The 25,436-nt window shown below is 68.1% G+C and carries 25 protein-coding genes; 11 read left to right on the top strand and 14 right to left on the bottom strand.

From position 1 onward, the window contains the following. Positions 1-8: 8 nt before the first annotated feature. A complete protein-coding gene (locus IB230_RS17925) occupies positions 9-1,430 on the bottom strand; it encodes a transglutaminase domain-containing protein (RefSeq protein WP_192274446.1) in 1,422 nt (473 codons plus the stop codon). Positions 1,431-1,691: 261 nt separating this feature from the next. Here IB230_RS17925 and IB230_RS17920 point away from each other — a divergent pair, with 261 nt between their 5' ends. Genes IB230_RS17920 through IB230_RS17900 form a run of 5 tightly spaced genes read left to right on the top strand, consistent with a single transcriptional unit; the run spans position 1,692 to position 7,214 of the window. Next, a complete protein-coding gene (locus tag IB230_RS17920; protein ID WP_225589656.1) occupies positions 1,692-3,158 on the top strand; it encodes an SH3 domain-containing protein in 1,467 nt (488 codons plus the stop codon). After that, on the top strand, positions 3,155-4,252 hold the full coding sequence (locus IB230_RS17915) for a dipeptide epimerase (RefSeq protein WP_192274226.1): 1,098 nt from the start codon (positions 3,155-3,157) through the stop codon (positions 4,250-4,252). The genes IB230_RS17920 and IB230_RS17915 overlap by 4 nt, the downstream gene beginning before the upstream one ends. A gap of 54 nt (positions 4,253-4,306) precedes the next feature. Continuing rightward, positions 4,307-5,164, top strand: a complete 858-nt coding sequence (locus tag IB230_RS17910; protein WP_192274225.1) for a MurR/RpiR family transcriptional regulator — start codon at positions 4,307-4,309, stop codon at positions 5,162-5,164. Further along, positions 5,164-5,961: a hypothetical protein gene (locus tag IB230_RS17905; RefSeq protein ID WP_192274224.1), complete on the top strand. Its 798-nt coding sequence runs from the start codon at positions 5,164-5,166 to the stop codon at positions 5,959-5,961. Before IB230_RS17910 ends, IB230_RS17905 begins: the two co-directional genes overlap by 1 nt. Continuing rightward, on the top strand, positions 5,958-7,214 hold the full coding sequence (locus IB230_RS17900; RefSeq protein ID WP_192274223.1) for a dicarboxylate/amino acid:cation symporter: 1,257 nt from the start codon (positions 5,958-5,960) through the stop codon (positions 7,212-7,214). Before IB230_RS17905 ends, IB230_RS17900 begins: the two co-directional genes overlap by 4 nt. A 201-nt stretch (positions 7,215-7,415) precedes the next feature. On the opposite strand, the gene IB230_RS17895 is transcribed toward IB230_RS17900, so the two are convergent. After that, on the bottom strand, positions 7,416-7,838 hold the full coding sequence (locus IB230_RS17895; protein ID WP_192274222.1) for a transposase: 423 nt from the start codon (positions 7,836-7,838) through the stop codon (positions 7,416-7,418). A gap of 279 nt (positions 7,839-8,117) precedes the next feature. Here IB230_RS17895 and IB230_RS17890 point away from each other — a divergent pair, with 279 nt between their 5' ends. Then, positions 8,118-8,705, top strand: a complete 588-nt coding sequence (locus tag IB230_RS17890; protein ID WP_192274221.1) for a diffusible signal factor-reguated Ax21 faimly protein — start codon at positions 8,118-8,120, stop codon at positions 8,703-8,705. Positions 8,706-8,847: 142 nt separating this feature from the next. On the opposite strand, the gene IB230_RS17885 is transcribed toward IB230_RS17890, so the two are convergent. The 5 genes from IB230_RS17885 to IB230_RS17865 all read right to left on the bottom strand — a co-directional run bounded on the left by IB230_RS17885 (position 8,848) and on the right by IB230_RS17865 (position 11,969). Beyond that, positions 8,848-9,885 (bottom strand): NAD(P)H-dependent glycerol-3-phosphate dehydrogenase, encoded by a 1,038-nt coding sequence (locus tag IB230_RS17885; RefSeq protein ID WP_192274220.1) that lies wholly within the window; start codon positions 9,883-9,885, stop codon positions 8,848-8,850. 52 nt (positions 9,886-9,937) lie between these two features. Then, positions 9,938-10,456: a protein-export chaperone SecB gene (secB, locus tag IB230_RS17880; RefSeq protein WP_192274219.1), complete on the bottom strand. Its 519-nt coding sequence runs from the start codon at positions 10,454-10,456 to the stop codon at positions 9,938-9,940. Positions 10,457-10,553: 97 nt separating this feature from the next. Further along, positions 10,554-10,997 carry a rhodanese-like domain-containing protein gene (locus IB230_RS17875; RefSeq protein WP_192274218.1) on the bottom strand — a complete coding sequence of 148 codons (444 nt, stop codon included), beginning with the start codon at positions 10,995-10,997 and terminating at the stop codon, positions 10,554-10,556. A gap of 63 nt (positions 10,998-11,060) precedes the next feature. Then, positions 11,061-11,483 carry a hypothetical protein gene (locus IB230_RS17870; protein ID WP_192274217.1) on the bottom strand — a complete coding sequence of 141 codons (423 nt, stop codon included), beginning with the start codon at positions 11,481-11,483 and terminating at the stop codon, positions 11,061-11,063. Positions 11,484-11,510: 27 nt separating this feature from the next. Further along, positions 11,511-11,969 carry a YiiD C-terminal domain-containing protein gene (locus tag IB230_RS17865; RefSeq protein WP_192274216.1) on the bottom strand — a complete coding sequence of 153 codons (459 nt, stop codon included), beginning with the start codon at positions 11,967-11,969 and terminating at the stop codon, positions 11,511-11,513. 16 nt (positions 11,970-11,985) lie between these two features. On the opposite strand from IB230_RS17865, the gene IB230_RS17860 reads away from it, so the two are divergent. The 3 genes from IB230_RS17860 to IB230_RS17850 are packed head-to-tail and all read left to right on the top strand — an operon-like array spanning position 11,986 to position 15,086. Beyond that, positions 11,986-12,756: a uroporphyrinogen-III synthase gene (locus IB230_RS17860; RefSeq protein ID WP_192274215.1), complete on the top strand. Its 771-nt coding sequence runs from the start codon at positions 11,986-11,988 to the stop codon at positions 12,754-12,756. 45 nt (positions 12,757-12,801) lie between these two features. Continuing rightward, complete coding sequence (locus IB230_RS17855) at positions 12,802-13,830, top strand: hypothetical protein (RefSeq protein WP_343227360.1); 1,029 nt, start codon at positions 12,802-12,804, stop codon at positions 13,828-13,830. Next, entirely contained in the window at positions 13,827-15,086 is a 1,260-nt protein-coding gene (locus tag IB230_RS17850; RefSeq protein WP_192274214.1) for a heme biosynthesis HemY N-terminal domain-containing protein, read from the top strand. Before IB230_RS17855 ends, IB230_RS17850 begins: the two co-directional genes overlap by 4 nt. Positions 15,087-15,088: 2 nt before the next feature. Here the strand turns inward: IB230_RS17850 and IB230_RS17845 are convergent, their stop codons facing one another. After that, complete coding sequence (locus IB230_RS17845; RefSeq protein ID WP_192274213.1) at positions 15,089-16,006, bottom strand: DUF4349 domain-containing protein; 918 nt, start codon at positions 16,004-16,006, stop codon at positions 15,089-15,091. Positions 16,007-16,254: 248 nt separating this feature from the next. On the opposite strand from IB230_RS17845, the gene ggt reads away from it, so the two are divergent. Then, the gene (ggt, locus tag IB230_RS17840; protein ID WP_192274212.1) at positions 16,255-18,000 is read left to right on the top strand and encodes a gamma-glutamyltransferase; all 1,746 of its coding nucleotides are present in this window, start codon (positions 16,255-16,257) and stop codon (positions 17,998-18,000) included. A gap of 54 nt (positions 18,001-18,054) precedes the next feature. Here ggt and IB230_RS17835 read toward each other — a convergent pair whose 3' ends face one another. Both IB230_RS17835 and IB230_RS17830 read right to left on the bottom strand, forming a co-directional pair. Then, positions 18,055-18,441 (bottom strand): hypothetical protein, encoded by a 387-nt coding sequence (locus IB230_RS17835; protein WP_192274211.1) that lies wholly within the window; start codon positions 18,439-18,441, stop codon positions 18,055-18,057. Positions 18,442-18,453: 12 nt separating this feature from the next. Further along, positions 18,454-19,734 (bottom strand): acetyl-CoA C-acetyltransferase, encoded by a 1,281-nt coding sequence (locus tag IB230_RS17830; RefSeq protein WP_192274210.1) that lies wholly within the window; start codon positions 19,732-19,734, stop codon positions 18,454-18,456. Positions 19,735-19,841: 107 nt separating this feature from the next. On the opposite strand from IB230_RS17830, the gene IB230_RS17825 reads away from it, so the two are divergent. Further along, positions 19,842-20,726, top strand: a complete 885-nt coding sequence (locus IB230_RS17825) for a hypothetical protein (RefSeq protein ID WP_192274209.1) — start codon at positions 19,842-19,844, stop codon at positions 20,724-20,726. 35 nt (positions 20,727-20,761) lie between these two features. On the opposite strand, the gene IB230_RS17820 is transcribed toward IB230_RS17825, so the two are convergent. From IB230_RS17820 to IB230_RS17805, 4 genes are all read right to left on the bottom strand, one after another. After that, on the bottom strand, positions 20,762-21,334 hold the full coding sequence (locus IB230_RS17820; protein WP_192274208.1) for a superoxide dismutase family protein: 573 nt from the start codon (positions 21,332-21,334) through the stop codon (positions 20,762-20,764). Positions 21,335-21,410: 76 nt separating this feature from the next. Then, complete coding sequence (gene ntrC / locus IB230_RS17815) at positions 21,411-22,847, bottom strand: nitrogen regulation protein NR(I) (protein WP_192274207.1); 1,437 nt, start codon at positions 22,845-22,847, stop codon at positions 21,411-21,413. Continuing rightward, positions 22,837-23,913 (bottom strand): ATP-binding protein, encoded by a 1,077-nt coding sequence (locus IB230_RS17810; protein WP_192274206.1) that lies wholly within the window; start codon positions 23,911-23,913, stop codon positions 22,837-22,839. The genes ntrC and IB230_RS17810 overlap by 11 nt, the downstream gene beginning before the upstream one ends. A 37-nt stretch (positions 23,914-23,950) precedes the next feature. Next, positions 23,951-25,426 carry an ammonium transporter gene (locus IB230_RS17805; RefSeq protein ID WP_192274205.1) on the bottom strand — a complete coding sequence of 492 codons (1,476 nt, stop codon included), beginning with the start codon at positions 25,424-25,426 and terminating at the stop codon, positions 23,951-23,953. Positions 25,427-25,436: the final 10 nt, after the last annotated feature.

Here is a 25,436-nt window from a genome sequence, read left to right as displayed (position 1 = left end):
TGGTGGTGTCAGCCGCGCCCATCCCGCGGCAGCATGGTCCATTCGAACGTGTAGTCCCATTGGTCGAAGTAGAGGTTGCCGCCCTTCCACTCGACTTCGCCGCGCTGCAGGTCCACGGTTTCTGAGCGCACGTGCTGCTTGGCGGGGATGAACTCGCGCGAGTAGTCGTCGTTGAACGCCACGCGATACGCATCCAGCCCACCGAGGTAGAACCAGCGCAGCGCCGGATCGTCCGATGCCAACTGGCCGGTGGTCACGTCCATCGGCACCCAGCCGTAAGGTGCGAGGTACAGCGCACCCCAGTCGTGCATGGTGTCGTGGCCTTCCACGTCCTCCGAGTAGGCCCAGCCCGACTGCCAGCGCGCGGGAATGCCGTTCATGCGCAGCAGCGTGATCAGCAGCAGCGTCTGCTGTCCGCAGTCGGCATGGCCGGCGCGGAAGGCGTGGTCGCTGATGTTGCTGATCGTGGAGTACTCGCGCGCACCGGCCCACGGAATGCGGTCCACGGCGGCAAACAGTTTCTGGGCGATGCGGTACGGGTTCTTCTCGTCGCCCACGATCTGCTCGCTGAAGCGGCGCAGGTCGTCGCTGAAGACGACATGCGGGGCGCGCTCGGCGAGGAAGGCAGCGAGTTCCGGCGTGGCCGTCGCGGGCACTACACGGTCGGGATCCATCGCCACGCGGCGCGCGTGCATCGTCACCTCGTACGTCACCGAGAAGGTCGTCGGTGCGCCGGCGACCGCCGGCTGCTCGAAGTAGGCGGTGCGCTGCAGCGCGCGTTCCGGCGCCACCTGCGGACGGCCCGGCTGGCTGGCCACCAGTGCGATGGCCTCCTGCTGGCCCGCGATGGCACGCGGATACGGCAGCCAGGCGCGCACGGTCTCCCCCGCCGGCACGGCGTCGGGTTTCACGCTGAGGGTGTGGGTGATGCGCACGCGACGCGGCAGCACGCTGGTCGCGCCGGTGGCTTTGGCGACCTGCATCACGTCGCGATGATGGCGGTGCAGCGCCTCGTAAGGGCCTTGCACGAAGGCCCGCACCGGCGGCGCACGGCGCGCGGCGGCCTCCGGACTCAGGCGGAACAGGTTCGACACCGACCGGCTGAAGTAGCGCGGCTCACCGTCGATATCCAGCCGCTCGATCAGCCCGGCGCTGTCCCAGCGCTGGAACTCGTCCTCGCCCAGGTCCGGCACGTGCGTGCGGAGGCGTTCGCGCACGGCGTCAGCGTCGAGGGTGAAATCTAGGCGGATGCGGCGCATGCGTTCGCGCTGGAACAACAAGGCTTCCCGGTCTGCGGCTGCCGCATCGGTCGCGGCCAGCGCACGGGCGATGGCGGCTTCCGCGCTCTGGAAGCGTCCACGGTCGATGTCGGCGACGATGGCAGAGAGCGGGTCACCGGCCTCGGCCAGACCCGTCACCGGGAGTACCATCGGCCACCCGCACAGCGACAGCCACGCGGCCAGCCGGCGCCGGGTGCGCCTGCCGCGTTCTGTCACCACGTGCTGGCTCCTGCTGGCATCCACGTCGTACATCCCCACGCCGACTGGTCACGGCTGTGTAACACGGCATGAACACAAGGGTCAATAATTTATTCTTGATTTTTATATCGGAAGAAATAAATATTCTTGTGGAAACCGTCCCCGGCATGGCGTCATGGTTGCCGGGTGGATGGGTCTGACAGAGGGGAGTGGATGAACGCATCGATGCCGTATCGGCCTTTGGCCCGGCGACTCACGGGCGGACGCACCGGGCCGGGGGGGCGCCTGAAAGCCCTCGCCCTGCTGAGCCTGCTTGCCGCCGGCATGCCCGCTCTGGCGCGCGACCCGCTGCCTGTTCCCGCCCATGCCGTCATCGGCGTGCAGGACCGGCACCTCCAGGCCGACGACTGGGTCCGGCGTCTCGCCGAGCCGGACCGGCCGCTGCTCAACGGCACCGGCGTGGCGGCGCAGAACGACCGCATGTGGCAGAGCGACCGGCATCTCCATGTGTTGCAGAACCTGCCCCCGGACCTCACGCGCGCGCAGGTTCGCGGCTGGCTGGACCCGCTGTCCGCTCCTCCGACCCGTACGCTGTACGACGAGCGGGGCGTTGAGATCACGAAGCCACAGCTGGCTGCCATCATCGCCAATGCCGCCGTGGACGCGGTCGCCGCCACCGCCCCCGCACGCTACGGGCTGGTGGTGCACCGCGCCGACCTCCGTACCTTTCCGACCCGCCAGCGCGTTTTCAGCAGCCAGGGCGAGACGGACATCGACCGCTTCCAGGAAAGCGCGCTGTTCCCGGGTTCGCCGGTGGTCATCGCGCACACCAGCGCCGACGGCGACTGGTACTTCGTGGTGAGCTCGCGGTACGCCGCGTGGATAGAAAAGCGGTTCGTCGGCGAAGGTGCCCGCGACAAGGTGCTCGGCTACGGCGCGGGCACGTCCGCCCTGGTGGTGACCGGCGCCACCGTGCGTACCGTCTACAACCCGGAGGAGGCCGGCATCTCGGCGCTGCAGCTGGACATGGGTGTCCGGGTCCCGGTGCTGGCCGACTGGCCGGCCGACAAGGCAGTGAACGGGCAACACCCCTATACCTCGCACGTCATCCAGCTGCCGGTGCGCCGTGCCGACGGCGCGCTCGCCCTGCTGCCGGCCTTGCTGCCGCGCACCGCCGACGTCGCACCGGATTACCTGCCGTACACCGCGGCCAACCTGCTGCGCCAGAGCTTCAAGTTCCTCGGCGAGCGCTACGGCTGGGGCCACGGCTACGACAGCCGCGATTGCAGCGGCTTCGTGTCGGAGGTCTACCAGAGCATGGGCATCGTCCTGCCGCGCAACACCAGCGCGCAGGCCGTCAGCCCGGCACTGGAACGCATCGGCTTCGACGCCGGCGACAGCCACGAGAAGCGCCTGGCCGTGCTGCGCACGTTGCAGGTCGGCGACCTGGTCTACATCCCGGGCCACGTGATGATGGTGATCGGCCACGACAACGGCACCACCTACACCATCCACGACACCACCGGCATCACCTACCGCGGCGCCGACGGCAAGGTCGTCCGCACCACCCTCAATTCGGTAGCCGTCACCCCGCTGGAACCCTTGCTGTTCAACAGCGAGCAGTCCACCGTCGACCGCATCACCGCCATCCAGCGCATCCGTCCCCAAGGGGCTCCATGAAGATCACCGACATCACCTTCGGCATGCTGCGCGTGCCGCTGAAGACACCGTTCAAGACCGCGCTGCGCACCGTCGACACGGTGGAAGACATCGTGGTGATCGTGAAGACCGACACCGGCCACGTCGGCTACGGCGAGGCGCCGGCCACGGCCGTCATCACCGGCGACACGCACGGCTCGATCGTCGAGGCCATCGGCAAGTTCATCCGGCCCCGGCTGATCGGCCAGGACGTCGCCAACCTCAACCGCATCACCGACCTCATCCAGACGGCGCTCGAGCGCAACACCAGCGCCAAGGCGGCGGTCGAGATCGCGGTCTACGACCTGTGGGCCCAGCTCTACGACGCGCCGCTGTACAAGATGCTGGGCGGCGGCGACCCCGTCATCACCACCGACATCACCATCAGCGTGGACTACATCGACAAGATGGTGGCCGACTCGATCAGCGCGGTAGAGCGCGGCTTCGAGTCATTGAAGATCAAGGTCGGCAAGGACATCGGCCTGGATATCGAACGGGTGAAGGCCATCTATTCCGCCGTCGAGGGCCGTGCGCTGCTGCGTCTGGACGCCAACCAGGGCTGGACCGCCAAGCAGGCGGTGTTCGCCATGCAGCATCTGGAAGACGCGGGCGTCGTACTGGAACTGCTGGAGCAACCGGTCAAGGCGCGCGACCTGGACGGCCTGAAGTACGTCACCGACCGCGTGCACACGCCGGTGATGGCGGACGAGAGCGTGTTCGGCCCGACCGAGGTGATCGACCTGATCAAGATGCGCGCCGCCGACATCATCAACATCAAGCTGATGAAGACCGGCGGCATATCCAACGCCATCCGCATCGCCGACATCGCTTCCCTCTACGGCGTGGAGTGCATGATCGGCTGCATGATCGAGACCAGCATCAGCGTGGCGGCCGCCGTGCATGTCGCTGCGGCGAAGGCCAACGTCATTACCAAGGTGGACCTGGACGGTCCGTCGCTGGGACAGTTCAACCCGGTCGAAGGCGGCGTGATCTTCAACGAGTCGGAAATCACGATTACCGAGGCGCCCGGCCTGGGTATCCGCGAGATCCGTGGCCTGGAACTGCTGCCGGGCTGAGCCCGGTGGCGATGGCCCGTTGTCAGCACCGTCCACCGCCATCACACTCATGCCATGACAACGCCCCTGGTGAAGATCCGCTCCGAACGCGATCAGATGTCGGCCATCGAACGCCGCATCGCCGACTTCATCCTCGACAACGCGCACTTGCTGCGCGACTACTCCTCGCAGCAGCTCGCCAGCGCGCTGGGCATCAGCCAGTCGAGCGTGGTGAAGTTCGCGCAGAAGTTCGGCTTCAAGGGGTACCCGGACCTCAAGTACACCATCGGCGAAGCCGTCGCCCGCAACGGCAACGGCCAGGTGTTGCCGCCGGACGCGGCTAAGGACGATGCCGCGGATGCCTATGGGCAACTGCAGGACAGCCTGCGCCGCAGCAAGATGGCCGCCGAGGAGGAAACCCGCAGCCTCAATCCGCGCACGCACATCGAGCCCATCGTCCAGATGATCGACAAGGCGGACAAGGTGTTCGTCTGCGGGCTGGGCGACGACGGCCTGTTCGCGCGCGAGTTCGCCATGCGGCTGTCGCTGCTGGGCCTGCTGACGGTGCACCACGCCGACCCCATCCTGATGATGGCCAACCTGTCGGCAGCACGCCCCGGCGATGTGCTGCTGATGTTCTCCGAGTTCGGCAAGCTGCCCGAGCTGTCGCAGGTAAGCCGCCAGTTCCAGGCTTGCGAAGGCAAGGTCATTTCCATCACCCGCCACACCGCCAACCCGCTGCGTGCACATGCGGATGCGGCGTTGGTCATCTCGGCACACGACCCCGCGCCGCATGTGGAACAGCTGCTGTACCGCTCATCGCTGCAATCGTTGCTGGATTTCGTGTTCGTGCTGCTATGCCAGACCAATCCGGACCGCAACCGCCAGCTCGCCATCAATCTCGAACGCATCCATCATCTGCTGGAGTCGTGATGCCCATACCGTCGTTGCCGCGCCACTCCTTCCGTTCGCTTGTCCTGGCCACGCTGCTGCTCGGCACCGGCACCGACGCCCGTGCCACCGCCGGGGAACCTACCCCGGCCCCGCAAGCCTGGCGCGATGCACGCCAGCTGGTCCTGGTGATAACCGACGGCTGGGATGCCACCACCGGCACGCTGCAACGTTTCGAGATGCGCGACGGCCGCTGGCAGACGGTTGCTGACGTGGCACCGATCTCGGTCGGACGCAACGGTGCGGCGTGGGGTCTGGGTTTGCATCCCACGCAGCTGCAAGGACCGCAGAAGCAGGAGGGCGACGGTCGTGCGCCCGCCGGCGTGTTCACGCTCGGCGAAGCCTTCGGCTACGCCGACAAGGCCGACACCACCATGCCCTACCGCGCGATGCAGGCGACCAGCTACTGCATCGATGTGCCGGATTCGCCGCTGTACAACCGCATCATCGATACCCGCGACGAAGGCAACGAAGCCGCGAAGGGATCGACAGAACCCATGCGACTGGACCTGCATAACAATGGCGATGTCCGTTATCGGGAAGGCCTGGTGATCGGCCACAACCCGAATGCAACACCGCGCGCCGGCAGTTGCATCTTCGCGCACCTGTGGCGCACCCCGGGCGAGCCGACGGCGGGTTGCACCGCGATGGCGGCGGGGACGATGGACGACGTACTGGCCTGGCTGCGTCCCGACGCGCGCCCGGTCTTCGTGCTGCTGCCCCGTGCCGAGTACGCCCGCCTCACCCGCGAATGGCAGTTGCCGGAGACGGCGCCATGAGGTGGCCGGGCGCCACCGCGCGCGTTCTTCTCGGTCTCGCTGCCGGCGCAATCGTCGGCCTGGCACTGGCCCACTGGTCGCCGACGAGTGCGGCCACCGCAGTCGCCATCGCCCAGCCGATCGGCAAACTCTGGCTCAGCGGCCTGCAGATGACGGTCGTGCCGCTGGTACTGGCGCTGGTGATCCTCGGCGTCGCGACCGCCAGCGATGCCGCCGCGTCCGGCCGCGTCGCGCGTCGGGCGATGGTGGTATTCATCTCTCTGCTGTCGCTGTTCGCCGCCTATGCAGCCATCGTCGCGCCGCTGGTGTTGGCGATGGTGCCGCCCAGCGAAGCACTGACGGCCACGCTGCACGGCACGCTGCCGACGTCCGGTGAGGTCGTCACGCCCGGACTTGCCGACTGGATCGGCTCGATCGTGCCGAGCAACGCCATCATGGCGGCCGCGCAGGGCGCGATGTTGCCGGTGGTCGTGTTCGCCTTGTTCTTCGGATTCGCGCTTACGCGCGTGCAGGAAGACCGTCGCACGCAGATCATCGGCTTCTGCCACGGCATTGCGGACACCATGATTGTGATCGTGCGCTGGATGCTGCTGGCCGCACCGATCGGCGTGTTTGCGCTGGTGCTCGCCGTCTGTGCGCAGGCGGGCATCGGCGTGATCGGCGCGTTGGCGGGATACATCGCGCTGCAGTGCGGGATGTACCTCGGCGCGACCCTCATCTGTTATGTGCTGGTAGCGGTGTTCGCGCGCCAATCCCCGCTCGCTTTCGCCAAGGCGATCCTACCTGCGCAGGTCGTGGCCGCCAGCACGCAGTCTTCGCTGGCCTCGTTGCCTGCGATGGTGGAGAGCGCCCGCTTCCGCCTCGGACATCCGCGAGCAGTCGCTGCGCTGGTACTGCCGATGGCGGTGACGTTGTTCCGCATCACCAGCCCAATCCAGTACATCGTCGCGGCATGCTTCGTCGCCTGGGCCTACGGTATCGAAGTCAACGCGGTGACGTTGGCTGCCGGAGCTGCGCTGGCCGTGGTGATCAGCCTTGGCTCCATCGGCCTGCCAGGCCAGGTGAGCTTCATGGCGACGGTCATGCCGGTGACCCAGTCCATGGGGCTGCCGATCGAACCACTCGGCCTTTTGCTTGCGGTGGACACCATCCCCGACGTGTTCGCCACCACCGGCAATGTCACCGGCGACCTGACCGCGACCAGCATCGTCGCGCGCCAGTCGCCCGATGCACGTGACGGCGACGACAGCTGAACAAGTAGTCGACACGCGAGCACGGCCACCAGCAGAAGTGGTGGCCGTGCCGCGTGCACTCAGAGCGCGCACTGCGCGCGCTTCACGACGTTGGGCGCACTACCCGGCCCGCAACGGGTCCAGTGAGAAGGACGCTGCTCCCCATCGTTGCCATGGACAACCAGCGTCGCGTTGGCTGTTCCGCATAGAAGCCACCGACCTTCAGAAGGGCGTAAATCGTGGTCCGGCACGACGCGCAATGGATGCGGGGTGGCGCGAGAGCAGGTAGTCGCTGACAAGCCGTCGCAAGGGGTCGGCGACATCGGCATGCGCTTGCAGTGACGCGATCACCTCGTCCCACAGGCCGCTTTGGGCCCAGCGCGTGAATCTGACGTAGACGCTATGCCACGGACCCCACGCTGTCGGGAGGCGCCCCCACGGTTGCCGCGTCACGGCGATCCACAGAACAGCCTCAAGGAACGCGCGTGTCCTTACGCCGTTCCGCGCGCGTGCGCGGACGAGCGGTGGCAGCGTCGCCACGACAGCATCCCAGCGCGCCTCATCCAGCTGCAGTGCGTCCGCGGAATCGATCATCCCCGTGTCGCCCGATACCTGCCCCTGCTCCCCACTCCGTTCTTCCATCATCGCGTGCCTCCTGGCGCTCCGAAAAAACCTGCGCGTACCACTGCGCTGCGAAATCCTTCCGCTTGTTCTTCCTCTTCGCACGAGGTCATTCGAAGCGGACATGCAGCGCCCGATCCGCGATGCGCCATGTCGCACAAGTCACGAAGTTCCCGATGCCGGCACTCAATTTATGTACCGGTCAGTTTTATATTCAGGAGATGTTGTGAGGTGAAGCGGATACTGCGTCCACCGTCACTTCCTAAGCGACGGACACACAACAAAAAGAGAGAAACACGCCCCATGAAGAAGTCCTTGCTCGCCCTCACCCTGCTGGCTGCCGCTCCCTTCGCCGCGTCCGCCGCAGAAGGCGTTTCCTACAACTATGTCGAAGGCGGCTACACCGCGACGAACATCGATGGCCCCGATGCCGATGGCTGGGCACTGAAGGGTTCCGTCGCGCTGCATCCGAACTTCCATGTCTTCGCCGACTACAACACGCAGGAAATCGAAAACATCAACGTCGATTTCGACCAGTGGCGCGTCGGCCTCGGCTATAACCACGAGCTGTCGCAGCGCGTCGATCTGCTGACCCGCGTCGCGTATGAAAAGGCGAAGACCGACAGCTTCAACGCCGGCAGCGTACGCGTGCCGAGCTTCAGCGCCGACGGCTACAGCGTCGAAGTGGGCGTGAACAGCGCGCTCATCACCAACCGTTTGAATGGCTATGCGCTGGCCGGCTACGAAGACGGCGGCAGCGACTACGACGGCGATTTCTACGGCCGCCTTGGCGCGCAGGTGAAGTTCACCCCGAACTGGAGCGCCTCGGCAGACGTGAAGTTCGCTGACGGTGACACCCAGTGGTTCGTCGGTCCGCGCTTCAGCTGGTAATCCGCAACAGCGTTCCCCGCGACGCGTCCCCCTCTCTCCCCGCGTCGCACCCCAAAGCCCGGCCTCCACGGCCGGGCTTTTCTTTGCACGACTAAAGAAAAACCCGGCGTGGCCGGGCTTTTCCTGTTGCCTGCTGGACGCCTTACTTGAACAGCGTTTCCGGATACTCCGGTTTCTGTTCGCGCGCGAGCAGCTGTTGCAGGCCATCGCGGGGCGTCAGATCACCGTGCAAAACAGCACGCACCGCGCTGGAGATCGGCAGGTCGATGCCGTGGCGTTCCGCCTGGCGCATGACTTCGTCGGCGGTCTGCACCGACTCGACCACCTGGCCGATCTCGCGCACGGCATCCTGCAGCGACTGGCCACGGCCGAGCGCCAGGCCCAACCGCCGGTTGCGCGACAGGTCACCGGTACAGGTCAGCACCAGATCGCCGAGCCCGGCCAATCCCATCAGGGTTTCCGGTTTTGCGCCGATGGCGGCCGACAGGCGCAGCATCTCGTTGAGGCCACGGGTAATAAGGCCGGCGCGGGCGTTGAGGCCCAGCTGCATGCCGTCGGACACACCGGTCGCCACGGCGAGTACGTTCTTCATCGCGCCGCCGAGTTCGGCACCGACCATGTCGTCGCCGGTGTAGGCGCGGAACGCCGGCCCATGCATCACATCGGCCACCGCTTGCGCGAAGCCCACATCGGCACCGTGCACGGTGACCGCGGTGGGCAGGCCCAGCGCGACTTCCTTGGCGAACGAGGGACCGGTGACGACCGCGATCGGCACGTCGGGACCAAGAACCTCCTCGGCAACCTCATGCAGGAAGCGACCCGAGCCGGTTTCGAAGCCTTTGGTCGCCCACGCCACGCCAGCCTTCGCGGGACGCAGGGGAGCCAGCTTCTTCAGCGTCTCGGTGAAGGCATGCGACGGTACGACCACCAGCACCTGGTCCGCATCGGCAAGCGACGTGGCCAGATCGGTGGTGGCGCGCAGGCTGTCCGGCAACGGGATGCCGGGCAGGTAGCGGGTGTTCTCGTGCTGGCCGTCGATGGCGGCCGCGACCACCGGGTCGCGACCCCACAACGTCACCTGGTGCCCATGCCGCGCCATCAGCGCGGCCAGGGCGGTACCCCATGACCCGGCGCCCAGCACCGCGATCTTCAGCACGTCGACGGGATTCGGGTCAGACATCCGTCACCCCTGTGTGCGGCGTTGCCGCGCTGACGGGACCGTGCATCGGCGATCAGGCGTTGCCGACCGGTTCCGAGTTGGCCAGGCCGGCATCGCCGCCCTGCGCGGCGCGCTGGCGCAGCGATTCGGCATACAGCGCCTCGAAATTGATCGGCTGCAGGAAGAACGGCGGGAAGCCACCGGCCTGCACCAGGTCGCTGACCAGCTGGCGCACGTACGGGAACAGGATGTTCGGGCACTGCGTGCCGAGCAGCACGTCGACGGCCTGCGGCTCGAGGCCGATCAGACCGAAGATGCCCGCCTGCTGCACTTCCGCCACATACGCGGTTTTGTCGCCGGCCTTGCAGGTCAGGGTCACGCCGAGCACGACCTCGAAGGCGTTCTCGCCCAGACGCTGGACGCGCTGGTTCAGGTTGAGCTGCAGCTCCGGCTGCACGTTCTCGGCGAACACGGCCGGTGCGCCGGGGGCTTCGAAGGAAACGTCCTTGACGTAGATCTTCTCGACAGTGAAAGCGGGGCCAGCGGCTTCGGCGGCAGGCGCGACCGCGCCGTTGGTGGTCTCGTCGGACATTTCTTTGACTCCGGAATCTGGATTGCAGGTGAATGGAAACTATCTCATGGCGGCACGCGGGGCCCGGTTCAAGGGCGGGTCCGCGGCCAGCGGGGAATCAGCGGCCCTTGACCAGCGGCAGGTCGGCCTGCTGCCAGGCAGCGATGCCACCCTCGAGCGAGTAGACCTTCTCGAAACCGGCCTTCTTCAGCCGCTTGGCGGCGCCGCCGGACGCCTGCCCGGTGCGGCAGACCAGCACCACGGGCTGGGACTTGGCCCCGGCCAGCAGCTTGTTCTCGGGGTCGAAGTTGCTGGGCAGCACGTTGCGGCTGCCGGCGATGTGGCCCTTCTCGAAATCGTTGCTCGCCGACAGGTCCACGACCAGGGCGTTCTCGCTGTTGACCAGCTGGGTCAGCTCGGCCGGACGCAACGTCTTGTAGCCGCGGAACAGGCGTGCGACCTCGGTGTAGATGATGGCCACCGTCAGGCCGACGAGGGCCAGCGACAGCATCTGGTTGAACGGAGAACGGGTGGCGAAAGCCAGGATTTCTTCGAAATTCACGGGGTTGGCGATCTTCGAGCGGGCGGCGATTGTCGCACAGGACGCCGCCCGGGCGCCGGACCGTTATTCCCCGTTCCAGAGGTCCGGCAGGCCGACGACCAGCCACCAGCGCTTGCCTTCGGGGTCCCAGCGCCAGCGCTCGCGGTAGCGCATCGTGCGTTCGGCCATGGTGTGCTTGTTGATGACGCGCAGCTCGACGGTCCGCTCAATGGTCCCGTCAGGCCCACCGCTGGACGACAGATCGCGGTAGCCAGAGATCTGCACCTGCTGGTAGCGCTCGAACTCCAGCTCGGTCATCGGATGCTCGGCTTTGTAGGCGGGATCGACGAGCTGCCAGGCCGTTTCGAAATCACCCCAGCGGATCGCCGCAGCGTACGCATCCTGCATGGGCTGCAGCTTGCCGCGTTGCATGCGGCTCTGCGCCACCGCCGGGGCGAGCATGAGCAGCAAGCCCGTCGCCAACAGCAATTTCCCGATCATCCGCATGGCATTCCCCCGGTCGTGGCCCGCATGCTACCGCTTCGCGATGGCGACGAAGCGCCCGCTCAGCGTGGTGGCCATGCCGCCTTCAGGCAGTCGCACGCAGGCATCCACCTGGATCCGCGCCCGGCCGCGCTGCACCAGCGTGTCGATGAGGGTGTCCGGCGACTGGCCGTCGGCGAAGGTCGCGTCGGCGACCAGGTCGCCATACAACGGCGCGAGATAGCGGATCCGGCTGTCGGCGACGTAGACCTCCGCCTTGAGGCCCGCCAACCGCAGTTTCAATGTCACCAGGCCCCAGCCCGCCACGGTCATCAGCGAGGTCAGGCTGCCACCGAAGGCATTGCCCTTGTCGTTGACGTTGGCCGACAGCGGTGCGGTCAGCCGCAGGGCGTCGCCATGGAGACCCTCAACCTCCACGCGCATCGCCGCCACCGGCGGCATGCCGCGGCAGTAGTCACGCAGTTCCTGCAGGGCTTCTTCCGGGCTCATCACTCATAATCCGCGCATGGGACATCCAACGCCGCCGGCATGGTACGTCATCTCGCTGCGGCCCCAAGGTGGCCACGATGCGCTGCGACGTGCCGCCCGCCGCCAGGGCGCGGGACTGCTGGCGCTGTCGCCGTGGCGCATCGCCCGATGCGCCGACGACGCCACGCGCGAAGCCCTGCGCGCCGCGCTTAACTGCCCCGTCGTCGTGTTCACCAGTCCCGCCGCAGTCGCTGCTGCACACGCACTTCAACCGCTCCGGTCCAGCCTTGGACAGTCGTGGCTGGCGGTGGGCAGCGGCACCGCAGCCGCCCTGCGCCGCGCCGGCATCGACGACGTTGCGTTCCCGGCCCGAATGGACAGCGAGGGCCTCTTGGCGCTGGCCGGGCTGGCGGATCTCCGCGGCACTACGCTCGGCTTCATCACCGCGCCGGACGGGCGCAACCTGCTGGTACCCACGCTGGAAGCGCGCGGCGCCCACGTGCTCCGCGCCGAGGTGTACCGGCGCGCCTCCATCCCGCTGGGCACCCGTGCGCTCGAGGCGCTCGCCGGGCTGGAGAAGCCTGCCTGCCTGTTGCTCAGCAGCGGCGGCGCGCTGCACCAGGTGCTGGCGCAACTCCCCGATGGCCTCTCAGGCCGCTTCCGGGCGTTGCCGGTGGTGGCCGCCAGCGAACGCCTGGCGGAGGCCGCATGCGAGGCTGGTTTCGCCCGCGTCGTCCTCGCCGACGGGCCACGCCCCGCGCAGCTGGTGAAAGCGGCGTGCACCGCCCGCCTCAACGGCATCCGGTAGCATCTGCGGCGCACATCACGCTTTTCTCTGCCGCCAAGGACACCTGTGAACGACGACCTGTCCTCCCCGCCACCCCGCTCCGGCAACCGCGCACGCGTCGTGGTGACGGTGACGGTGCTGCTCGCCCTTGGCCTCGGCGCCTGGCGCGGCTGGACGTGGTGGCAGGCGCGCAACGCGGACCGGCAGACGGCGCAGTCGGCGGCGGAACAGCGTCTCGATGCACTGGAATCGCGTACCGATGCGCTGCGCCGCGACCAGCGTGCGCAGGCGCAACGGCTCCTCGATGCCGCGGCCACCAACCGCGTACTGCGCGACGAAGTGCTCGGCCTCGGCCAGCGCGGCGCGCTGCTCGAGGAAAGCGTCGCCAAACTCACCGATCCCACCCGCCACGGCGCACAGGCGCTGCGCCTAGATGAAGTGGAACTGCTGCTTTCGCAGGCGGCGCAACGCCTGGACATCGCCCACGACGTCACCGGCGCGCGCCGCGCCTATGCGCTGGCGGCGGGCGCGCTCGACGGCATCGACGACCATCGCCTGCTCAACCTGAAGCAGGCGTTGGCCCAAGAGCGTGGCGCCGTGGATGCACTGGGGGCCGGTCCTCAGGCGGATGCGATGGCGCGCCTGGACGCCCTTGTCGTGGCGCTGCAAGGCTTGCCGCGCGATCCCGCCGCAGTGGCGGACCTGCCGTCGCGTCCCGCGTGGCAGCGCTGGCTCGCACCGCTGGTCGATGTCCGTCCCACGCGCGACACCACGCTGGTGACGCCGGATGCCCGCAACGCCGCCGATGCCGCGCTCCAGATCGAGATCAGCCTGGCGCGCGCCGCACTGGAACGCGACGACGATGCTGCCTGGCGCGCCGCCTTGCAGCGCATCGATACCTGGCTGCCCAGGTTATGGCCCGATTCACCGGAGCGACGCGGGGTTCACGCGCAGTTGCGCACATTGCAGACGACGTCGCCGCCGCCGCGGCCCACCGAACTGGGCAGCACGCTCCAGCAACTGCGCATGCTGCGCAACGCGGGCCTGCGTTTGCAGCCGACGGCACCCGTGGAAACACCGGAGGTCTCGCCATGAAGCCGTTCCGTACCGTGGTGGTGCTGTTGTTGCTGCTGCTCGCGGGTGTGCTGGCCTCGCAGTGGATGGCGGGCACCGACCGCGACCTGGGCGAGGTCTTCGTCCGCTTCGCGGGGTACGACGTGCATACGAACGTGCCTCGCGCGGCGTTGGCCCTGCTGCTCGTCGGTGGCTTGGCATGGCTGGCGTGGAACCTGCTGACGCTGCCGTTCCGCGCATGGGGCCGGCATCGCCGCAAGCAGGCGCGAGCGCGCCTCATCGAGGGCCTGGAAGCCCTGCACGCGGGGCACTGGCAGAAGGCCGAGAAACTGCTGGAGCGCGCCGCGAGCGATGATGAAGTCGGCGGCATCGCACGCGCGGCAGCGGTGCGCGCGGCGCAGGAGCGGGGTGACGAGGCGTCGGTGCAGCGTCATCTGACCGCGTTGCGCGAACGGTCACCGCAGGCCCATGCGATCACCACGGCGCAGATCGCACTGGATGCCGGCCGCCCGCACGATGCGCTGATCGCGCTGGATACCGCCGACGTGCAACCGTTGCCGCCTCGCGGCCTCGCCCTGCGCGCCGACGCGCTGGCCGGCACCGCGCGGGCCGGCGAAGCGTACGGCCTGCTCGGCGCACTGAAGCAACAGCAGGCCTTGGCGCCGGCCGCATTCGAGGCACTGGAGATCCGGCTGGCGACGCAATCCCTGCGCGAGGCCTCGGATCCCAACGTGCTGGCCGAGCGTTGGGAGATCCTGACCAAACCCCTGCGCGTCCAGCCTTCCGTGGTCGCCGCCTACGCCGAGCGCGCCGCGGCATTGCATTGGGAAGACGCGGCGACGCGCAGCATCGAGCAGGCGCTGGAGTCACGCTGGGACGAGGGACTTGTGGCGCTGTATGGCCGCCTGCCGGTCGGCAAACTCGATTCGCGCCGCGCCAGCGCGCAACATTGGCTGCAGGCGCACCCGGCCAGTCCCGCCCTGCTGGTGACGTTGGGACGGCTCGCGCGCCTTCAGGGGCAGTGGACGGCGGCACAGGACTTCCTGCATCGCGCCGTCGCCCAGGGGGCAGGTGCCGAGGCATGGGAAGAACTAGCCGTGGGTTTCGACGAAGCCGGCGATACCGCCTCGGCCCAGCAGTGTCGCGCTAACGCCCTGAAGGCCGCGCGCGGCGAGGTGCCCGCGCGACTCCCTGGCCGCGACATCAAGCAGGCGATCCACGACGAGGCCGTCGTCGAGGAGCGTGATGCGCATGGACTGCCGCGCCTGAAAGGCTGACGTCAGCCGACCGCCGGCGTCCTGCTGCTCCAGCGGCGCCAGCCGATCACCACAGCCAGCACGACCAGCCACAGGGGCCACACCGCGGCCAGCGCCACCGCGACCTGCAGGCTGCCGCGCCAACCGATGGCCAGGGCGTCCCCCAACTGGCTGAAAAAGCCGGGGCCGTTGTCGCGGAACACCGCATCCACGTCCACGCGTTCGGCCTTGCGTACCTGCACGTCCTGTCGCAGCGACAGCGTGATGGTACTGAACGCCACACGGTCTTCGAATTCCTTCTGCGCGATCAGCGCTTCGTCGCGGCTGGTGCGCGCGGCGCCACGCGCCTGGATGGCATCGGCCTTGTCACCGAGTTTGCCGCCTGCCTGCACCGCGTCACCGAGTTCCCGCTGCTCGTCCTGCGCGCGTTGCCGCGCGAGCTGCTGGCGCAGCAGGTCGAACTGCGCGTCACGCGCGGTGAAGCTGCGCCGGTCCATGAACTCCATCTGCGACGCGATGGCACGCAGGAACGCCTGCGTGCGCTCACTGGGTACGCGCACGGTCAACGCACCCTGCAGGCGATACTCGGAAAGTTCCAGCCGCTTGCCGTTGCCGATCGACCGGCTCTGCACGCGCTGCACCTGCGCCTGGATGTCGTTGTCGACGACGAAGCCGCCTTGCTTCGCCACCTCGTCCTCGATCGCCAGCGCGGTGCGGTAGACGTCCTTGACCTGGAAGTCCGCCATCGCGGTGCGGATGAAGCGGCGTTGCGGGTCGGTCTGCGCCAGGACACCGGAAGCGAGTTGCGAGGCATCGACACCGGGGCCCTGCGGTACCGGCGGCTCGAGACTCTTCTGGGGCACCGCGGCCACCGCGGCGTCGGCGGCTTCGGCCATCATCGGCGCGGACGCCACCGCGGTATCCGCTTCGGCGGGCGCCATCTCATGCCTGCTGCATGAGGTGAGCAAGGCCAGCAAAGCCAGGGAGGAAACGACTCGATACGTCCTGTACGTGCGCATGAAACCTCCAAGCGGAAGGGCAAGGCCATCGGGCCGGTCACACCTCCAACGCGCCGCATGGCCCCGCGGGGTTGGACGGCCCCCATTCCATGACCTCGAGCGCCCACAGCAGGCTCACGACAAGCCGGGGCACGTGTGACAATCCGGGGGCCTCCCGGTGGTGACGTCCGATGAATCGACTCCTGCGCGTTTCGTTGCTCCTCGTCGCTCTGATGACCACCGCCGCGCAGGCAAAGACACCCGTAGCGAGGGGAACGGGCGGCGCCGCCGCAACGATCAGCGAACAGGCCACGAGGTCCGCCATCGCGATCCTCGACCAGGGCGGCAACGCCGTCGACGCCGCCGTTGCCGCAGCCGCCACGCTCGGGGTGACCGACCCCTTCAGCTGCGGCATCGGCGGCGGCGGTTTCATGGTGGTCTACCTGGCGAAGGATCGTCGCGTGATCACCATCGACCATCGCGAGACGGCACCGGCCGCCACGCTGCCGACGCTCTTCATCGAAGACGGCAAGGAGATGGATTTCGACACCGCCGTCGCCAGCGGACTGTCGGTCGGCGTGCCCGGTACCGTGCGCGGCTGGCACGAGGCACTGCAGCGCTACGGCTCGATGTCGCTCGCGCAGGTGCTGGCGCCGGCGATCACCGTGGCGGAAGACGGCTTCACCGTCGATGCCAACTTCTCGTCTCTGGTGAGCCAGAACGAACGCAAGTTCAACCGCTTCCCGGCGACGGCAGCGCTGTACCTGAGGAACGGCAAGGCGATTCCGTCGGGTACGCTGCTGCGCAATCCCGATCTTGCCCGCACGTATCGGCTGCTGGCGGACGGTGGCGTGGACGCGTTCTATGCAGGACCGTTGGCGCGCGCGATCGTCGATACGGTCAACCGGCCGCCTACCGCGCCCGGTCTATCGATGCGCGGCAGCCGCATGACGCTCGCCGACCTGGCCAACTACGAAGCACGCCTGCGCCTGCCGGTGCATTCCACCTACCGCGGCTATGACCTTTACGGGATGGCGTTGCCGAGCAGTGGGGGCGTGACCGTGTTCGAGGCACTGAACATCCTCGAAGGCTACGACCTGAAGACGCTGCCACGCGAACAGCTCGAGCATCTGTATCTGGAAGCCAGCCGTCTGGCGTTTGCCGACCGTGATGCCTACCTTGCCGATCCGGAGTATGTCGATGCACCGGCGGCGGGCCTGCTCAGCAAGGACTACGCGGCACGTCGTCGGGGGTTGATCGATCAGGGCCGGGCCGCACCAGGCGTGGTGGCTGCCGGTGATCCCTATCCGTTCCAACAGGACCCCAGCTATCCGTTGCGCCCGGCACCGCGCACGCTGCAGCCCGAAAGCGCGCACACCACGCATCTGACCGTATCGGACAAGGACGGCAACGTCGTCGCCTACACCTTCACGATCGAAGATTGGGGTGGCAGCGGCATGGTGGTGCCGGGTTATGGCTTCCTGCTCAACAACGAGCTGACCGACTTCGATTTCACCGCGCCGCATCCGAACATTCCTGAGGCCGGCAAACGCCCGCGCAGCAGCATGACCCCGACGATCGCGTTGAAGGACGGCAGGCCCGCGTTCTCGATCGGCAGCCCCGGCGGTTCCACCATCATCACGACGGTGCTGCAGACCATCGTCAATTACGTCGATCTCGGCCTGCCGATGGATCAGGCCATCGATGCGCCGCGACTATCGCAGCGCAACGGTGCGGTGACCGATGTCGAACCCGGTTTCGCCGGCAGCGCGTCTGCGAGGGCGCTGGCGCAGCGTGGACAACGCTGGTCGGACCAGCCTGCGGAGATCGGTGCAGCGAATGCACTGGTTTTCAATGCGGATGGCACGGTGACTGCCGTCAGCGAAGGTCATCGGCATGGGGTGGGGAGTGCGCAGGTGCAGGGCCAGACGCGCTAGCCCGGCATCGAGTGCACCGTCAGTTGCACGTCGTGGACATCGATAGGTGACGCATCAATTATCGATGGTGGTGACTTGTGTGTGGATGACACCTCCATCACGCGAGATCAGGTAGCCGCCGAATCCCCAGAAACGATCACCGGACAGATCTGATCTGAAGTAGAACTCGTGCACCGCATCCGAGTCCACAACACCGCGTAGCGTCGATAGGGAGAATCGTCGCACTACGCCGGAAGCATTCACTGGATGCGGCTCGGAAACCGACATGCGCCTGCGGACTTGCTCGACTGTTCCGCCGGGACATTGCCCGGTCGGGGTAATAAGCGGACGGAGATCGCCGTACCAGGTGTGTGGGTCCGATGGCACGACCGTTTCCTCGCCAGCAGAGACCGTGGCACCGCCGAGCAACAACGCAAGCAGCGCCCAGCATCGCGGCGACATCGCAGCGCCGCCTTACCGCTCGATGATCGCCACCACACCCATGCCGCCGGCGGTGCAGATGGACACCAGCGCACGGCCGCCGCCACGCTGCTTCAGTTCCTTCGCGACGGTGGCAACGATGCGCGCACCGGTGGCCGCGAAGGGATGGCCCGTCGCCAGCGAGGAGCCGTTGGGGTTCATCTTCGCTGGATCGATCTTTCCGAGAGGCGCGTCCAGGCCCAGGCGGTTTCGGCAGTAGTCCTCGCTCTCCCACGCGCGCAGCGTGCACAGCACCTGCGCGGCGAACGCCTCGTGGATCTCGTAGATGTCGAAGTCCTGCAGCGTCAGGCCGTGGCGCTTGAGCATCTCCGGGACGGCCACCGTCGGCGCCATCAGCAGGCCTTCGCCATGCACGAAGTCGACGGCGGAGACCTGCGCATCCTTCAGATAAGCCAGCGGCTCGTGGCCGTGCGCGCGTGCCCATTCGTCGCTGGCCAGCAGCACCGCGGCGGCGCCATCGGTCAGCGGCGTGGAGTTGGCAGCGGTCAGCGTGCCGCGGCCGGAGGTCTTGTCGAACGCCGGCTTCAGCGTCGCCAGCTTTTCCAGTGAGGTATCGGCGCGCAGGATGTTGTCGCGCTCCAGCCCGCGGAACGGCGCGATCAGGTCGTCGAAGAAGCCGCGCTCATAGGCCGCGGCCAGCTTCTTGTGCGAGGCCACGGCCAGCTCGTCCTGCGAATCGCGCGAGATGTTCCACTCCTTCGCCATGTCCTCGCAGTGGTCGCCCATGCTCTTGCCGGTGCGCGGCTCGGCCACGCCGGGGAACTCGGGCTTCAGTTCGCCGAACTTGAAGCCGCTGACCAGCGCCTTGAGCTTGTCCTGCGTGGTCTTGGCACGGTTGGCCGCGAGCAGGCGTGCGCGCAGCTTCTTGCCGTAGACGATCGGTACTTCGGAGGTGGTATCGGAACCGCCGCCGATGCCGGACTCGATCTGGCCCAGCGCGATCTTGTTGCCGATGTGGATGATGGTATCGAGGCTGGTGCCGCACGCACGCTGCAGGGTGATGCCCGGCGTCAGCGGCGACAAACCGGACGACAAGGCGGCTTCGCGGCCCAGGTTCCAGTCGGACGAATGCTTGATCACTGCGCCCATCGCCACTTCGCCCAGTTGCTGACCGTGCAGGCCGAAGCGCTCGACCAGCGCGCCCAGCGTGCGCACCGACATGCCCAGGTTCCCCACATCCGCGTAGGCCGTGTTCTGGCGGCAGAACGGAATGCGGACGCCGCCGAGGATGGCGACGGGACGGGGAGCGGGCATGGGGACCTCTGTGCGGATGGCGACGATGGGATGGTGAAGATGCGCCTGCGTACGGCAGGCATAATGGGGGAGTGTAATCCGCCCCTCCACCGCCTCCAACCGCTGACATGACTCGATCCACAACCAGCCCCGTCGTCATGGGCGTGATCGCCCTCGAGCTGGCGGCCGGCAGCACGCCGCAGCGCGCCGCGCTGCACGCCGCGGAGGCGAGCGGGCTGGCGGAAAAGCTGGGGCGCGACCTCGCCACGCATGCGCCGCAGGTCCGTGACCTGGATCTCGTCCTCGCCGCTGCGCATTTCGATCCTGCCGAAGCGCTACGGCCCGGCTGGTCGCTGCACCAGCGGCTGCGCGAACTGCACCAGCGCGCGCCTGGACGCGGCGAAGGCGCACAGCTGATCGCCTTCGGCGCCGACGACACCGGTGACATCCCGATGCCCTTGCAGGCGGACGATGGCCTGCGCGGCGGCCTGCTGCGTGTGGTGCCCTTCCTGCTCAGCGGCGATGACCATACGGTTGAAGCGGTCGGCGAACGGCTTGAGAGCGTGCTGCTCGAAACCGGCATGGCCCAGGCCGATACCGCGCTGCTGGCGCAGACCGCGTTCGGCGCGCAGATCGAACACGCGCGCTATATGACGCTGCACGACCTCGCGGCGATGACCGCGATGCAGTACGAGCACGGCGGCCTGGGGCCGCTGTGGCCGGTGATCGAGACGGCGCTGATGGCGCCAGCGGACGAATGCTGGCTGGACGCGGTGCCGGAACCGTTGCTGCGCTATGCAGGCGGCGAAGTGCATATCGCGCTGTTCGAACCGCCCGCCTGGCGTGCGCGCTACGCGTCGCAGGAGGCCACCGACGAGCGCCTGGAGCGCGCCTACCTGCATTTCCAGGCGCGCCAGCAGCAGATCGCTGCCGTGCTGGAAGCGCACGGCATCCCGGTGACGTTCGCGCACTGTCCCGGCAATACGGACGCACGGGCCTCACTGAACGCCTGAGGCATCGGGCCGGCGGCCCGACGCCCGTCGCTGCGTTACTGCGTGACCTTGATGATGCCGCACGCCATGCGTGCACCGGCGTTGCCGGCCGGCTGGCTGGCGTAGTCGTCCGGCGCGGCATGCACGATCAGCGCCCGGCCGGCCACGTCGTTGACGGCACCGCCACCCAGCGTCACGCCTTCGAGATGCGCATCGACCTTGGCCACGCCATCGGCGTTGGCGGTGAGGTTGTTCATGTCGCCGGCATGGTGCGCGCCACTGCCCGCCTTGCCGTGCGCTGCATTGAACGGATTGAAGTGCGGGCCCGCGCTGCTCGCGTCCGCGGCGCTGCAGTCGCCCTTCTCGTGGATGTGGAAGGCGTGCGTGCCATTGGCCGGCAGGCCGCCGATCTCACCGGTCAGGTGCAGGCCCTTGCCCATCGGCGTGAGGGTGACGCTGCCGCTGACGAGGCTGCCGGATGCCGAGGCCAGCACGGCGACCGCCTGCCTGGCGGTGCTGGTGGTGGGGACGACGGTCGTCGCGGTCGACGCCGGCGAAGACGGCGACGGCGTGGTGCCGCAGGCGGCCAGCGCGAGGGCGGATGCGGCGGCCAGCAAGGCGATGCGCATGGAAAGCTCCGGGAGCAGGATGTGGCCCGCTAACGTAACCAGCGATACCTTCACGCGCAATGAAAGCGACGGCGCCTCAGCCGCGCTTGCGGCCCGGCCCCAGCTTGCGCGTCACCGTGTTGCGCCCCACGCCGAGCTTGGCGGCGGCTTCGGCACGGCGGCCGTGGGTCAGTTCCAGCGCCACTTCGAGCAACGTACGATCGAGCCGCTCGCGGGCCTCGGCATGCAGCGATTCCGCGCCCTCCAGCAGGCGCCGGCGCGCCCATTCGCCGAGGGCGTGATCCCACTCGCCTCGCCCGCCGGCGATCGGCGCATGCGACAGCGCGCCCTGCAGGTCGGTGGTGTTGATGACGTCGGCCGGCGCCAGCGCGGCCAGCCGCCAGCAGACGTTTTCAAGTTCGCGCACGTTGCCGGGCCAGTCGTGGGCCTGCAGCAGGTCCAGGGCGGGATTGCTGAAACGTTTCGGTGCGATGTCCAGCTTGCGCGTGGCCATGGCCAGGAAGTTCTCCGCCAGCTGCGGTACGTCCGCGCGCCGTTCGCGCAGCGGCGGCAGCTGCAGGCGCACGACATTGAGGCGGTGCAGCAGGTCGGCACGGAAGCGCCCCTCGCCGACCAGGCCATCAAGGTCCTGGTGTGTCGCCGCGATAACGCGCACGTCCACGCGGATCAGCTCGCGTCCACCGACACGGAAGAACTCGCCCTCGGCCAGCACGCGCAACAGGCGGGTCTGCAGCGGCAGCGGCATGTCGCCGATCTCGTCGAGGAACAGCGTGCCGCCGTCGGCCTGTTCGAACCGGCCGATGTGGCGCTTCTGCGCGCCGGTGAAGGCACCGGCCTCGTGGCCGAACAGTTCGCTTTCCAGCAGCTCCGAGGGGATCGCGGCCGTGTTCAGCGCGACGAACGGTTTTCGCGAACGCGGCGATTCGTGATGCAGCGCATGCGCGACCAGCTCCTTGCCGGTGCCGGTTTCGCCGGTGATCAAGACCGACAGCGGCGCCTGCGCCAGCCGGCCGATCGCGCGGAACAGCGCGCGCATCGCCGGCGTGTCGCCGATCAGTTGCGGGGTGGGCGCCGCGTCGCTGTCCTGCGCGGCGTCGGCCGTCTCTTCCGCGTCGGGCAGCGTGCGCGCGGCCAGCGCTACCGCGTCGTCGAGATCGAACGGTTTCGACAGGAATTCATGCGCACCGCCGCGGAACGCGCCGGCGGTGCTGGCGACATCGGTGTAGGCCGACATCACGATGACCGGCAGCTGCGGATGCGTGGCCTTCAGCTTGTCGAGCAGCACCAGGCCGTCGTCGCCGGGCATGCGCACATCGGTGAACAGCAGATCGGGCGCGCCGCGGGCACCGAGGGCGCTCAACGCGGCGGCAGCGCTGTCGAAGCCGTCCACCGCATAGCCGGCATCGCGCAGCGCGGTGGCGAGCACGAAGCGGACGGAGCGGTCGTCATCGACCACCCAGATGCGGCGCGCGTCGGCGCCGCCGGTGGATGCGGCCAGGCGATCAATGGACATGACGTTCCTCGTCGGTGTCGTGCAGCGACTGCGGCAGCAGCAGGGTGAAGACCGTATGGCCGGGGCGCGAGCGGTAGGTCAGCGACCCCCGGTGTTCGCGCGCCACCTGCTGCGACAGCGCCAGGCCCAGGCCGCTGCCTTCGGCGCGGCCGCTGACCAGCGGCAGGAACAGGTGCTCGGCGAGCGCTTCGGGCACGCCGCGGCCGTCGTCGACGATCTCCACCCGCAGCGCCATCGCGTGCAGGTGGTCGTGGATGCGCGACCCGTGTTCGACCCGGGTGCGCAGGATGATGTTGGCCGCACCCGCCTGCAGGGCGTTGCGCACCAGGTTCCAGACCGCCTGGGTCAGGCGGTCGGCATCGCCGGACAGTTCCGGCAGGCTGGGGTCGTAGTCGCGCTGCAGGCGTACCGACCAGCCGCCCTCGTTCTCGGCCAGGCGCAACACGCGCTCCAGCACGGTGTGGATGTTGAGCGGCGCGTGCGGCCGCTGCGGCGACGGCGACAGCAGCTGCTCCAGCAGGGTGTTGAGGCGGTTGATCTCGGACTCGATCAGCTCGATCAGTTCGCGCTCGTCGTCGTTGTCGTTGCGGTGTGCGGCCCGTCGCGCCAGCAGCTGGGCGGCGCCTTTCAGGCCGGCCAGTGGATTGCGCAGCTCGTGCGCCAGGCCTTTCAGCGCCGCGCTCAAGGCGTTGGGCAACACCTGGGTGGGATCGAGTGCGGGGAACTCGTCGACCGGATGCGCTTCCAGCAGCCAGCCGCCGCCCTCCAGCCGCGACAGCCAGCCTTCGGCGAAGCAGGGCGACTCGCCCGGCATGCCCAGTGCCATGCGGTGCAGGCGCAGGACGTCGCGGTCGGTGTTTTCCAGGAAGCGCGCCATGGCGTCGCCTTCGATCTCCAGGGCCGCCAGCGGCTGGGCCAGCAGGCGGCGGGTACTGACGCCCAGCCAGCGGGCGAAGGCAGGGTTCACGCCGCGGATCAGGCCGGCGGCATCCGCCCAGGCCACCGGCGTGCTCAGCGCGTCGGTGGTGGGCTCGAAACGCATAGGGGACGGGTCCGGGGACGACATTGCACCAGTTTAGTGCAAAGCCGTCCCCGGCAATCCATCAGGCCTCGTAGGCCGATTCGCCGTGCGAGACGATGTCCAGGCCTTCGCGCTCGGCGTCTTCCGTCACGCGCAGACCGAACACGACCTTGGCGATCAGGAAGGCGACCACCGAGACCACCCCGATCCAGACGATGGTCAGGCCCACGCCGGTCGCCTGCTTGATGACCTGCGCGACCATGTCGAAGTCCTCGGCACCCGGGCCACCCAGGCTCGGCGCATGGAACACGCCGGTCAGGATCGCGCCGATGATGCCGCCGACCGCATGCACGCCGAACACGTCCGCGGTGTCATCGACCTTCAGCAGGCGCTTCAGGCCGGTGACGCCCCACACGCAGACCACACCAGCGATGAAGCCGATGGCCACGGCGCCGAACGGACCCACCAGGCCGGCGGCCGGGGTGATGCCGACCAGACCGGCCACCGCACCCGAGGCCACACCGAGCGCGGACGACTTGCCCTTGAAGATCTTCTCGGTCAATGCCCAGGCGAGGACGGCGGCGGCGGTGGCGACCAGCGTGTTGATGAAGGCCAGCGCGGCGCCTGCATTGGCTTCCAGGTTGGAGCCGGCGTTGAAGCCGAACCAGCCCACCCACAGCAGCGAGGCGCCGACGTAGGTCAGGGTGACGTTGTGCGGCTTCAGCGCGGTCTGGCCGTAGCCGAGGCGCTTGCCAACGAAGTACGCGCCGATCAGACCGGCCACGCCCGCGTTGATGTGCACCACGGTGCCGCCGGCGAAATCCAGCGCGCCCAGTTCGAACAGGTAACCACCGGTGGCCCACACGATGTGCGCGATCGGCAGGTAGCCGAAGGTGAACCAGATCACCGAGAACAGGATGACCGCGGCGAACTTCATGCGCTCGGCGAACGCACCGACGATCAGCGCACCGGTAATGCCCGCGAACGTCGACTGGAACGCGACGAACACGTATTCCGGCAGGCTCACACCATCGCTGAACGTGGCCGCCAGCGTTTCCGGCGTCACGCCCTTCAGGAACAGCTTGTCGAGGTTGCCGATCCACTGGCCTTCACCCGAGAACGCCAGGCTGTAGCCGTAGACGATCCACAGCACCACCAGCAGCGAGAACACGGTGATGACCTGCACCAGCACGGACAGCACGTTCTTCGAACGCACCATGCCACCGTAGAACAGCGCCAGACCCGGCACCACCATCAGCAGCACCAGCAGCGTGGAGGTCAGCATCCACGCCACGTCGCCCTTTTCCACCACCGGCTCAGCGGCGGCTTCTTCGGCCGGCGCCGCTTCCGGTGCGGGCGCTTCGGCCACCGTCTCGGTGACGGTCTCGGTGACCACGTCCGCCGCAGGCGCGGCCTCGGCGGTCGTTTCGGTCGCTGGCGGCGCGGTGTCCTGCGCGAAGGCGGTCGCCGCCACGCCCACGGTCATCAGGCCGCACAGCGCGGCCAGGCAAAGCACTTGCGCACGGGTCTTCCACCCGGACAACAGTCGAGTCTTCATGTGGGGCTCC

This window comes from Pseudoxanthomonas sp. PXM01, from assembly GCF_014851815.1.
Lineage (GTDB): Bacteria > Pseudomonadota > Gammaproteobacteria > Xanthomonadales > Xanthomonadaceae > Pseudoxanthomonas_A.
Note: the sequence above shows the minus strand (reverse complement) of the source record. Positions and strands in the feature narration are given on the sequence as shown.